10 protein-coding genes are annotated in these 11,308 nt (G+C 63.8%); 8 read left to right on the top strand and 2 right to left on the bottom strand.

What is annotated here, in order from left to right:
• The first annotated feature begins 43 nt into the window (after positions 1-43).
• Positions 44-2,071 (top strand): CocE/NonD family hydrolase, encoded by a 2,028-nt coding sequence (locus EOC06_RS05400; RefSeq protein ID WP_128307265.1) that lies wholly within the window; start codon positions 44-46, stop codon positions 2,069-2,071.
• A gap of 20 nt (positions 2,072-2,091) precedes the next feature.
• Here the strand turns inward: EOC06_RS05400 and EOC06_RS05395 are convergent, their stop codons facing one another.
• Positions 2,092-2,994 carry a LysR family transcriptional regulator gene (locus EOC06_RS05395; RefSeq protein WP_127381975.1) on the bottom strand — a complete coding sequence of 301 codons (903 nt, stop codon included), beginning with the start codon at positions 2,992-2,994 and terminating at the stop codon, positions 2,092-2,094.
• Between the two features lie 102 nt (positions 2,995-3,096).
• Here EOC06_RS05395 and EOC06_RS05390 point away from each other — a divergent pair, with 102 nt between their 5' ends.
• The 3 genes from EOC06_RS05390 to EOC06_RS05380 all read left to right on the top strand — a co-directional run bounded on the left by EOC06_RS05390 (position 3,097) and on the right by EOC06_RS05380 (position 5,697).
• Positions 3,097-4,086: a zinc-dependent alcohol dehydrogenase family protein gene (locus EOC06_RS05390; protein WP_128307264.1), complete on the top strand. Its 990-nt coding sequence runs from the start codon at positions 3,097-3,099 to the stop codon at positions 4,084-4,086.
• A 253-nt stretch (positions 4,087-4,339) separates the two neighbouring features.
• On the top strand, positions 4,340-4,642 hold the full coding sequence (locus tag EOC06_RS05385) for a zf-TFIIB domain-containing protein (protein ID WP_127270121.1): 303 nt from the start codon (positions 4,340-4,342) through the stop codon (positions 4,640-4,642).
• 68 nt (positions 4,643-4,710) lie between these two features.
• Complete coding sequence (locus EOC06_RS05380) at positions 4,711-5,697, top strand: Tim44 domain-containing protein (RefSeq protein ID WP_128307263.1); 987 nt, start codon at positions 4,711-4,713, stop codon at positions 5,695-5,697.
• Between the two features lie 41 nt (positions 5,698-5,738).
• On the opposite strand, the gene EOC06_RS05375 is transcribed toward EOC06_RS05380, so the two are convergent.
• Complete coding sequence (locus tag EOC06_RS05375; RefSeq protein WP_128307262.1) at positions 5,739-6,836, bottom strand: lactonase family protein; 1,098 nt, start codon at positions 6,834-6,836, stop codon at positions 5,739-5,741.
• Positions 6,837-7,034: 198 nt separating this feature from the next.
• Here EOC06_RS05375 and EOC06_RS05370 point away from each other — a divergent pair, with 198 nt between their 5' ends.
• The 4 genes from EOC06_RS05370 to EOC06_RS41750 are packed head-to-tail and all read left to right on the top strand — an operon-like array spanning position 7,035 to position 11,191.
• Complete coding sequence (locus EOC06_RS05370) at positions 7,035-7,586, top strand: MaoC family dehydratase (protein ID WP_127270127.1); 552 nt, start codon at positions 7,035-7,037, stop codon at positions 7,584-7,586.
• A 2-nt stretch (positions 7,587-7,588) separates the two neighbouring features.
• Positions 7,589-8,749 (top strand): CaiB/BaiF CoA-transferase family protein, encoded by a 1,161-nt coding sequence (locus EOC06_RS05365; protein WP_128307261.1) that lies wholly within the window; start codon positions 7,589-7,591, stop codon positions 8,747-8,749.
• Positions 8,746-9,915 carry an extracellular solute-binding protein gene (locus EOC06_RS05360; protein WP_128307260.1) on the top strand — a complete coding sequence of 390 codons (1,170 nt, stop codon included), beginning with the start codon at positions 8,746-8,748 and terminating at the stop codon, positions 9,913-9,915. The genes EOC06_RS05365 and EOC06_RS05360 overlap by 4 nt, the downstream gene beginning before the upstream one ends.
• 25 nt (positions 9,916-9,940) lie before the next feature.
• Positions 9,941-11,191: a substrate-binding domain-containing protein gene (locus EOC06_RS41750; RefSeq protein WP_128307259.1), complete on the top strand. Its 1,251-nt coding sequence runs from the start codon at positions 9,941-9,943 to the stop codon at positions 11,189-11,191.
• Positions 11,192-11,308: the final 117 nt, after the last annotated feature.

Raw genomic sequence — 11,308 nt, 5'->3', positions numbered from 1 at the left:
GCCACCGGCGCAAGTGTCGGCCGGGGCGTTGAGAGGAGCCGCCATGCAAGATATCCGCGTCGTCACCGATTTCCCGCGCAAAGTCCGCGAGATCGAGAATTTGTGGATTCCGATGCCGGACGGCGTCAAGCTGGCCGCACGCATCTGGTTGCCGGAAGACGCGGAGGCCGATCCGGTGCCGGCGATCCTCGAATATCTGCCATATCGCAAGCGCGATGGAACGGTGGAGCGCGATGCGCTGACGCATCCCTATTTCGCCGGTCACGGCTATGCCGGCGTGCGGGTCGATATGCGCGGCTCGGGCGACAGCGAGGGGCTGTGCAAGGGTGAATATCTGAAGCAGGAGCAGGACGATTGCCTGGCGGTGATCGAATGGCTGGCCCGGCAATCCTGGTGCTCGGGTAGTGTCGGCATGATCGGCATCAGCTGGGGCGGCTTCAACGGGCTGCAGGTCGCCGCCCGCCGCCCGCCGGCGCTGAAAGCCGTCGTCTCGCTGTGCTCGACCGACGACCGCTACAACGACGACGTGCATTATCTCGGCGGCGCGATGATGTGCGACAATCTGATGTGGGGAACCACCGCCTGGGCCATCGCCATGACGCCACCGGATCCGCTCATCGTCGGCGACCGCTGGCGCGATCTCTGGGAGCAACGGCTGAACGGCAACGGCATCTGGATGCAGGACTGGTTCGAACACCAGCGCCGCGATGATTTCTACAAGCACGGTTCGATCTGCGAGGATTATGCCGATGTCGGGATCCCGGTCTATGCCGTCGGCGGCTGGGCCGACGGCTATCCCAATCCGATCTTCCGGATGCTGGAAAAACTGAGCGGTCCTCGCAAGGGCCTGATCGGACCCTGGGGCCACAAATATCCGCACTTCGCCATGCCCGGACCGCGTATCGGCTTCCTGCAGGAGTGCCTGCGCTGGTGGGATCAATATCTCAAGGGCATCGACACCGGCATTGCCGACGAGCCGATGCTGCGCGCCTGGATCCAGGATCCCGCACGGCCGGCGGCGATCTATGACGAGCGGCCCGGCCGCTGGGTGGCGGAACCGGCGTGGCCGGGACCCGGCGTCGGCGAAAAGGTGCTGAACCTTGCGCCGCATGTGCTGAGCGAAGCCAAGGGCGCAAACGCGATCCTGGAGGTTTCATCGCCACAGACGGCCGGCCTGTCGTCCGGCGCCTGGTGCGGCTATGGCGTGATGCCGACCTTGCCGGTCGACCAGCGCATGGAAGAAGGCAATGCCCTGATCTTCGAGACGGCGCCGTTGACCGAAGCGGTCGAGATCCTTGGCTTCCCCGAATTCGAGGTCAAGCTCTCCTCCGACAAGCCCGTCGCCCTTCTGTCCGCCACGCTGTCGCAGGTATTTCCTGAAGGTGCCGCCTCGCGTATCAGCTACGGCATCCTCAATCTGAGCCATCGCAACGATGATCTGGACATCGAGCCGATGGTGCCTGGCCAGGCGGAAACGGTGCGCATCAAGCTGCGCTGCTGCGGGCAACGTTTCGAGGTCGGCGAGCGTATCCGGCTGGCGCTGGCGACATCGCATTGGCCGATCGTCTTCCCGACGGCCGAGCAGGCGACGTTGTCGATCCATTGCGGCGACAGCCGGCTGATCCTGCCGGTGCGCGCGCAGCAGAAGCTGGACGACACACTGGGGGTTTTCCTGACTCCGGAAAGCGCCGCGCCGATGGAGCAGGAGGTGCTGGCCAAGGGCGACGGCTTCCAGCGCTCGGTGTCGACGGACCAGGTCACCGGCGAGACCGTCTACCAGGTCGTCAATGATGGCGGCACGGTGCGGCATCCACATACGCAGATGACCGTTGCGGCGAGGCATGTCGACCGGTTCACCATCCACCCCGACGATCCGAACTCGGCGGTCGGCACCTGCAAATGGGACAAGTCCTATGGTCGCGGCGACTGGCAGGTGCGCCTTTCAGTGAAGGCGACGGTGCGCGCGCTGCGCGACGTCTGGCGGATCGAGACCCACATCACCGCCCATGATGGCGATGAGCTGATCGTCGACCGCAACGAGGTCAAGGAGTATCCGCGCGATCTCAACTGAGAGCGACTGCGACGCTGCGGTTAGGCCATCGACTTCGGTAAGGCAGCCGCCAGCGCATCGACGGCCAGCCGCACCTTCAGCGGTAGATGCGGCGTCTGCAGCCAAAGGGCGTAGCAGTCGTAGAGATATCTCGGCTGATCCGGCAACAGCGCCAGCAGAACGCCGGCTTCAATGCGCTCGCGCACCAGCCACCAGGGCAACCAGGCAAGGCCCATGCCGTCGGCAGCCGCGTCAGCGATGGCATCGAGATCGTCGAGCCGCAGACGGCCGGTCGGTATGATCTCCTGCACCGGTTGCCCCTCTCGCGCAAATAGCCAGGGCTGAATGATCTGGCCGAGCCGGCGGTAGACAATTGCCTGATGGTCGGCGAGATCCTCGATCTGTCGCGGTTCGCCATGAATTCTAAGATAGGAAGGTGCGGCGCAGACGACCATGTCCTGGCGCGCGACGCGGCGTGCGATCACCCCCGCTTTGTCGCCCAGAGCACCGGTCCGAATGGCGAGATCGTAGCCATCCTCGGCAAGATCGGCGAAGCGATCGCTGAGAGATAGATCGAGTTCCAGCATCGGATATTGCCGGGCGAGTTTCAGCAGCACGGGCGTCACGCAGTGGCGACCGAAATGCGCCGGCATGGTGACGCGCAGTTTTCCGCGTGGCTCCGAAAACTGGTCGGCGGCGAGCGCATCTGCGGCGTCGGCCTCGGCCAGCACCACCCGACAGCGTTCATAGTAAGCGCGGCCGAAATCGGTCAGGTTCTGCCGGCGTGTGGTCCGGTTGAGCAGGCGAACGCCAAGCCGTTCTTCGAGAGACCGGACATGCTTGCCAACCATCGGTCCCGAGACGTCCAGGGCGACCGCTGCTGCCGCGAACGAGCCGAGATCGACGGCCTTGACGAACACAGCCATGCTTTCGAGCCGATCCATATTCGGAACTCCTGGTTTCTACTGTTCTTCTCTTACAGCCATTTATCCCCAGGCAGCCTAGCTGCATAGCTCATTCGGTCCAGTTGATTTGGAGTATCCCGAATGACACGTGTGGTTCGCTTTCACCAGCATGGCGGCCCTGAGGTTCTGCGCATCGAGGATGCCGAGCTTCCCCCACCGGGTCCGGGCGAAGTTCAAATCCGCGTCAAGGCGCTCGGCCTCAACCGCGCCGAGGCGCTGCTGCGCGCGGGTGCCTATATCGAGACGCCGACGCTGCCCTCCGGGCTTGGCCTCGAGGCGGCGGGTGTTATCGAGGCTATAGGCGACGGCGTGAAGGATTTCGCGCCGGGCGACAGCGTCAGTGTCATCCCGCCGCAATCGATGATCCGCTGGCCGGCCTATGGCGAGCTTGCCACTTATCCCGCGGAACTTATCGTCAAGCACCCGCCGTCGCTCGACTGGCAAACGGCAGCGGCGGTCTGGATGCAGTACCTCACCGCCTATGGCGCGCTGATCGATATCGCCGGGCTGCACAGCGGAGACCACGTGGTGATCACCGCGGCGTCGAGCAGTGTCGGGCTTGCCGCGATCCAGATCGCCAACAGTGTGGGCGCGACGACGATTGCGGTGACGCGAACATCGGCGAAGATGCGGGCGCTGCTCGAGGCCGGTGCGGCCGAAGTCGTGGCCTCGACGGAGGAAGATCTGGCGGCGCGGTTGAACCAGATCGCCGGGCCGCGAGGCGTGCGCGTCGTGTTCGATGCGGTCGGCGGCCCGATCTTCGAGCCGCTGACGGCGGCCATGTCGCATAGCGGCATCCTCATCGAATATGGCGGACTGAGCCACGCGCCGACACCGTTTCCGCTATTCGCCGTGCTGGCCAAGACGCTGACGCTGCGCGGCTATCTCGTCCACGAGATCACCGGCAACCCGGCGAAACTGGAGGCCGCCAAGGCTTTCATCCTCGCAGGACTCGAGACCGGGACTCTAAAGCCGATCATCGATAGGACCTTCGCGTTCGACCAAATCGTCGAGGCGCATCGCCACCTGGAGTCGAACGAGCAGTTCGGCAAGATCGTGGTGACGATCTGAAATCGTGGTGACGATCTGAAATCGTGGTGACGATTTGAAATCGTGGTCACGGTCTGAGCAGAGATGGCGAACAAATCACTCTTGCGGGCAATATCGCCCCTTGAAGGCGCGGCGCTGCATTCCTAATTGTCCCCTGCGGGCCGGGCCCCTCTGACTGTCGCTTTTGGCGACTGTGATGTCGGACCGCTGTAACGGGCCCGTTTTCATCCTTTTCGGTCGAGCGGGTTCCTTCTTTTTTGGTTTGGAGCGCCGTATGACATCTCCTTCTCTCCTTGGCATGACTTGCCCCTCCTGCCGCGTTGCGCTCGTGATGAGCGAACGCCAGGGTATCGAAATCGACTACTGTCCGCAGTGCCGCGGCGTCTGGCTTGATCGGGGAGAACTCGACAAGATCATCGAGCGTTCCGGCAGGGAAGCGGCGCCCGCGCCGCAGCCACAGCCGGCAGCGTTCTCCCAGCCGCAACACGGCCAGGGCCGCGACGACGATTATTCCCGCTCCCACGGCCACCGCTATCCAAAGCGGAAGAAATCATTTTTCGAAGAGTTGTTCGATTGACCGTATAACGCCGGCACCCGGCGACGGCTGAAAATTTCCGAAACCGCAGAGACAAAGGTTCATCTCCGATGACTTCCCGTACAAGCCGATTTGCAGCCCTCTTTGCAGGACTGTTCCTGGCGTTTTCGATGGTCGCGATAGACCATGCCGAGGCGCGCCGCGGCGGCAGTTTCGGCAGTCGTGGCATGCGCACGTTCCAATCGGCACCGCCGACCAGGACCGCACCGGCCCCGACCGCTCCAGTCGAGCGTTCGATGACGCCCAACACCGGTGTGAACAACGCGGCCCGGCAGCCGCAGGCAGGCCCGCAGAGGCCCGGCTTCATGAGCGGTTTCGGTGGAACGATGATGCGGGGCCTGCTGCTCGGCGGCCTGATCGGCCTGCTCGTCGGCCAAGGCTTCGGCGGCTTGGCCGGCATGTTCGGTTTCCTGCTTCAGGCCCTGCTCATCGGTGGCGCGATCATGCTGGCTATCCGCTTCTTCCGCTCGCAATCGGCGCGTGGTCCTGCGCCAGCGCTCGCCGGTGCCGGCAATGCCCAGGCTTCGAGATTTGAGAACCGCGCAACGGCAGGGCAGCAGACTGCAGGCTCCTTCACAATTCCCGGCTTTGGCGGTGGTTCGGGCGGAAGCTCTCCGGCCATCGGTTCTGATGAGATCACGCTGGCTCAGACCGACCTCGACGCATTCCAGCAGCTGTTGACCGATGTCCAGGAAGCATTCGGGCGCGAAGACCATGCCGCTCTGCGCCGGGCTGTTACCCCCGAAATGGTATCCTATCTGTCGGAAGAGCTGGCCGACAATGCCCAGAAAGGTCTCAGGAACGAGGTAACGGACATCACGTTGCTGCAGGCCGACGTCGCTGAAAGCTGGCGTGAGGATGAGCGCGACTACGCCACGGCCGCATTGCGCTACGAGTCTCGTGACGTGACGCGCGAACGGGCCAGCGGCAAGGTCGTCGCGGGCGACGATGATCATCCGACAGAGACGACCGAGCTGTGGACATTCGTGCGTGAGAATGGCTCGAACTGGAAGCTCTCGGCAATACAACAGGCTTGAGCCCAGGGCGATTTTGTCCAAGGCTTCACAGTTGTCGGCGTTCAACGCACGATCTTGACGCACATCGGCGTGCCGATCTCGATGGCGCGCCCGGTGTCGCTGAGTATGCCGGTCTCGGCGTCGCGAGCGAAGATCGAGATGCGGTCGGCGTTCTGGTTGGCGGAAAACAGATGGCCGCCTGACGGCGTCAGCGCCAGATTGCGCGGCGTCGCGCCACCACAAGAGATATAGCCGACGAGGCTCAGCGAACCCGTCTGCTGGTCGACCGCCATGATGACGACGCTGTCATGGCCACGGTTGGAGCCGTAGACAAAACGGCCATCCGGCGAGATCTGGATGTCGGCGCAATGGTTGCTGTCGCGCGCCTCGGCCGGCACCGCCGGCTTGGCGTCGATGAGCGTGAGCTTGCCCGAGGCTTCGTCCAGCGCCATCGCCACGATGGTCGAATCCAGCTCGTTCATAACGAAGACGAAGCGTCCGTTCGGATGCAGTGCGAGGTGGCGTGGACCGGCGCCCGCCGGCAAAGCGGATTCCGCAAGCTTGGTCAGGTTGCCATCGTGCTCGATCCGGTAGGACACCAGCCGGTCGATGCCGAGATCGGCGACGATGGCTGTCCCGCCGGCAATGGTTTCGGTAATACTGTGGGCGTGCGAGCGTTCCTGTCGTGCCGCATTCGGGCCGGTGCCGGAATGCGAGACGCTGGCCAGCGGGGCCGTCAGCGCGCCGTCCTTTTCGAAACCATAAACCGCCACGGCGCGGTCCGGGCCGCCCCCGCCCATGCCGTAATTGGCGACCAGCAGTTTTGTCCCGTCGCGGGTGATGGTGTTGTGGGCGGTGATGCTGCCCAGCGATGGCTGCTTGTTCAGATAGGTGAGCGCGCCCGAGGCACGATCGAAGCTGTAGGCGGAGACAGTTCCCTCGCGCCAGGTGAAGACTTCCGAATTGGCGTAGACGTGTGAACCGTCCGGCGTCACCGAGAAGAAGGTTGGATTGTCGACGTCATGGGCTTCAGCCAGCTTTCGGGTTTCCAGCGTCGTCTCGTCAAAGCTGTAGACGCTGAGGCCGACGCCCCGAGCGCCCTGAAAATACGGCGCCTCCCGGTTCAGGCTGCCGACAAAGACCAGACAATCCTTGTGCATGATTTCCTCCCTGCCCGCCTGCGCTTCGGCGCGCGGGAGCAGCCAAAATTTCGCCTGTTCACGCTTGCAACGCAACCCCATATGTGAAAATACTATTTACAAAAGAAGATTGACGGGAGGAGACGTCTTGCATTCAGGCGCCTTGATGCGTGTTCAAATGGTTGCGCGGTCCCTTCGGCAGGACTGGCGGATTCGGTCATGAACGATTTCGCATCCACCGTCGGTGTCGCCTCGACGCATCCCAAGAACATGCCGGCGGATCATGCCGCGCTGCCGGTATGGAACGCCGAAAACTGGTTCTATGAGGATTGGCCGGTCGGGCAGAAGATCCGCTCGTTGCGACGGACCATGGCCGAAGGCGACAGCCATTTGTTCAACACGCTGGTGCTCGACATCCACCCCTATGTGCAGGACCAGATGTTTGCCGAGAGCGAAGGCATTTTCGGCAAGCGGCTGATCGCCGGCGCCTTCGTCTTCTCGGCTGGCCTGGGACTGGTCGCCACCAACTGCGTCAACGCCTTTTCCTATGGCTACGACAAGCTCCGCTTCATAAAACCCGTCTTCATTGGCGACACGATCTATTCGATCCGCTCCAACCTCGACAAGAAGCCCCGCTACCAGGAGATGGGGCTGATCCGCGCCAGCTACGAGGTGTTCAAGGGCGAAGGCGAACTCGTTCTCTACTGCGAACACCTGCAGACGGTGAAGTACCGCAACCCGGCCGACTTCGTCGGCAAGACGGAGAAATAGGAATGCCGGCAGCAGCCGAATTGCCGCTCGCCGGTCTCGTCGTCGTCGACATGAGCCAGTTCCTGTCCGGGCCTTATTGCTCGCTCAGGCTGCTCGATCTCGGCGCGCGCGTCATCAAGATCGAGCGCCCGGATGGCGGCGACCTGTCGCGCCGGCTCTATCTCAGCGACACCGAGATCGGCGGCGATTCCACCATCTTCCATGCCATCAACCGGGCCAAGGAAAGTCTTGCCATCGACCTCAAGAACGAGGCCGACCTCGAGGCGCTGCGCGGCCTTCTGACCAAGGCCGACGTGCTGATCCAGAATTTCCGGCCGGGCGTCATCGAACGGCTCGGCTTGGACTACGAAGCGGTCCGCAAGGTCAATCCGCGGCTGGTCTATGCCTCGATCAGCGGCTATGGCGAGGACGGCCCGTGGGTCAAACGCCCGGGCCAGGATCTCCTGGCGCAGGCGCGTTCCGGCGTGATGTGGTTGAACGGCGACGAGGACCAGGGGCCAGTGCCATTCGGCCTCGCCATCGGCGACATGCTGGCCGGTGCGGCCTGTGCGCAGGGCATTCTGGCCGCACTGGTGCGGCGCGGTATCACCGGTCAGGGCAGCCACATCGAAACCAGCCTGCTGGAAGCGCTTGTCGATTTCCAGTTCGAGGTGCTGACCACGCATCTCAATGACGGCCGCCGGCTGCCCAGGCGCTCCAGTTTCCGCAGTGCGCATGCCTATCTGTCGGCGCCTTACGGTGTCTATCCGGCCAAGGACGGCTACCTCGCCATCGCCATGACGCCGATCCCCAAGCTGGCCGATCTCCTGTCGCTCAGCGAACTCGCACCCTATCGCGACAAGCCGGCATCCTGGTTCACCGCGCGCGACGACATCAAGGCGATCATCGCGCAGCGGATCGCGACCAAGACCATCGATGAGTGGCTTGATATCCTCGAGCCGGCCGACATCTGGTGCGCCAAAGTGCTGACCTGGCCGGAGATGCTGGCGAGCGAAGGGTTCCAGTCCCTCGACATGCTGCAGACTGTGACGCGCGAGGACGATGTGTCGATCCTCACCACCAGTTCGCCGCTCCGGGTCGATGGCATAAGGGCCAAGGTCGATCGGGCGGCGCCCCGCATCGGCGAGCACAGTGCCGCCATCCGCGCGGAGTTCGGCCTGTGAGCGTGCCCATCCTCAAGGGCATGACCTGGAGCCATCCGCGTGGCTACGATCCGATGGTCGCCTGCTCGTCGCTATGGCAGCAGAAGACCGGCGTCGTGATCGAATGGGACAAGCGCTCACTTCAGGACTTCGAATCCTTCCCGGTCGAGGAACTGGCGCGCGCCTATGATCTCATCGTCATCGACCATCCGCATGTCGGCCAGATCACGGCCGAAGGATGCCTGGAGCCGCTGGATGTCGCCGGACGCGGGGCGGAACGCACGGCCCTTGCCTCGGGCAGCGTCGGCCAGTCCTATCCGAGCTACAACTGGCAAGGGCGGCAGTGGGCGTTTCCGATCGACGCGGCCAGCCAAGTCCAGGCATGGCGGCCGGATGCGATCAGTGCGGCGCCGGCGCGCTGGAGCGAGGTGCTCGATCTCGCCCGTCAAGACCGCGTGCTGCTGCCGTTGCGGCCGCCTCACGTGTTGATGGTTTTCTACACGCTTGCCGGCAATCTCGGGCATGCCTGCACGACCGATTCATCCGACGATCTGATCGATGTGGAGATCGGTAGCCAAGTCTTCGAGGCAATGCGCGAGATCACAGCGCTGGTCGATCCCGCGTGTTTCGAGATGGACCCGATTGCCGTCTCCGAACGTATGGCGGAGGCCAGTTCCAGGTTCGTCTGCGCGCCACTGATCTATGGCTACGTGTCCTATGCGACGGATGGCTTTCGGGCGAACCGGCTGGCCTTTGCCGATGTTCCGGTCATCGGTTCCGGCGGCCCGGTCGGTTCGGCGCTTGGCGGCACCGGCATAGCGGTTTCAGCCTTTTCCAAAGCCAGGGATGCCGCGATCGACTTCGCCTATTGGGTCGCGAGCGGCGATGTTCAGCGCGCCCCCTATGCCGCCGCCGGGGGCCAGCCCGGCCATGCAGCGGCCTGGGAAGATCAAGCCGTCAATGAAGCGACCGGCGACTTCTATCGGGATACGCGCGCGACGCTGGAGGGCGCATGGGTGCGGCCACGCCATGACGGCTACATGCCGTTCCAGCAGGCCGCGTCCGAACGCATCCTTTCCGGCATGACCTCCCGGCATCAAGCCCGACAGGTCGTTGCCGATCTCAATCGCCTGTTTCGGGAGAGTTTCCCGGCGCAGGTGTCCGGCGCTGCCGGTGGAGGAGCCTGAACCAACCGAACGGAGGAGAACAAGAATGACAGGAATGATCCGCGGCCTGCTGGCCGCAACGGCGCTTGCCTCGCTTGCAACGACCGCCTTTGCCCAGGATGTGCAAGGCGTCATCGGCGGGCTGCCGACCGAACTCAAGGCGCAGTATGACGGCGCGCCCCAGAAGGTGCTGCCCTCGGCCTGGGACAATTTCACCGCGCCGCCCAAGCCGTGGAAATGGTGCCACTCGGAATCATATCAGGGCAATCCGTGGCGGGTCACGGTGACCAAGGAACTGAAGCGCCTTGTCGACGGGCTAATCGCCGACGGCACCGTCTCCAGCTTCGAGGTGTCGGACTCCAACAATGACGCCAGCCAGCAGATCAACCAGATCCGCGCCTTCATCGACAAGAAGTGCTCGATCATCACCTCGATCCCGGGTTCGGCGACGGCGCTTGACGACGCCATCGACGCTGCCGCCAAGGCCGGCATTCCGTTCATCACGGCGGCCGGCTCGGTGACCAGCCCGAACGCGATCAATGTCGATTCCAACTATGCGCGCTGGGGCTATGACATGATGGCGGCGATCGGCAAGGCGCAGCCGGACGGCGCCAGCATCCTTCTGGTCGAAGGCATCGCGGGACACCCGATCGTCGTGCAGGAGCGCCAGGGCGCGGACAAGGCGCTGGCCGAAATCTTCGCGCGCATCGAAGCGATCCCCCATGTACGGCTGCTGCGCATCCATACGCGCGTGCCGGTGGCGCTGCCGTCGCGCATCACGTCGGGGCTGGTTGTGGCGCTGCAGGGCCGGCTGATGGTCACTGTCGTCACGCATTTCAATCATGCGCGCGAAATCACCGACGCAACCGAGATGGCCTGCCGCACGCTTCGGCAAGCCGGGTTCGTGCTGCTCAACCAGAGCGTTCTGCTCAAAGGCGTCAACGACAGCATCGAGGCGCTGGAGGAGCTCTGCCGCGAGCTGATGTACCGCCTCGGCGTCAAACCCTATTACCTGCACCATGGCGACCTCGCGCGCGGCATGGCGCATCGCCGCACGACGATCGCGCAGGGACAGGCGCTGACTGAAGCGCTGCGGGCGCGGCTGTCGGGCATCTGCAACCCCGTCTATGTGCTCGACCTGCCGGAAGGCGGCGGCAAGGTGCCGATCGGGCCCTGTCATGTCGAGGGCAGGCAGGGGGAGAGCTGGCGGCTGCGCGGGCTCGATGGCGAAGTGCGGGAATATAGGGAGATCGTTGGCGCGCAAGAGGAACAGTCTTCGAAGATTCCAGGCTCGTGACGCCAGGATCCACCCGGATAATCCTACAGCGTCACAGCGACCGTTCATAATGGCCAGCGTCTGCGCCGCCCCTCACCTGCCTGCCGGCATCCTCTCCCCGTATAGTGACGGGGAGAG

Origin of the sequence: Mesorhizobium sp. M7A.F.Ca.MR.362.00.0.0 (assembly GCF_004023175.1) — a bacterium.
Taxonomy (GTDB): Bacteria; Pseudomonadota; Alphaproteobacteria; order Rhizobiales; family Rhizobiaceae; genus Mesorhizobium.
The sequence above is the reverse complement of the archived record's forward strand: the minus strand, read 5'-3'. Positions and strand labels throughout refer to the sequence as shown.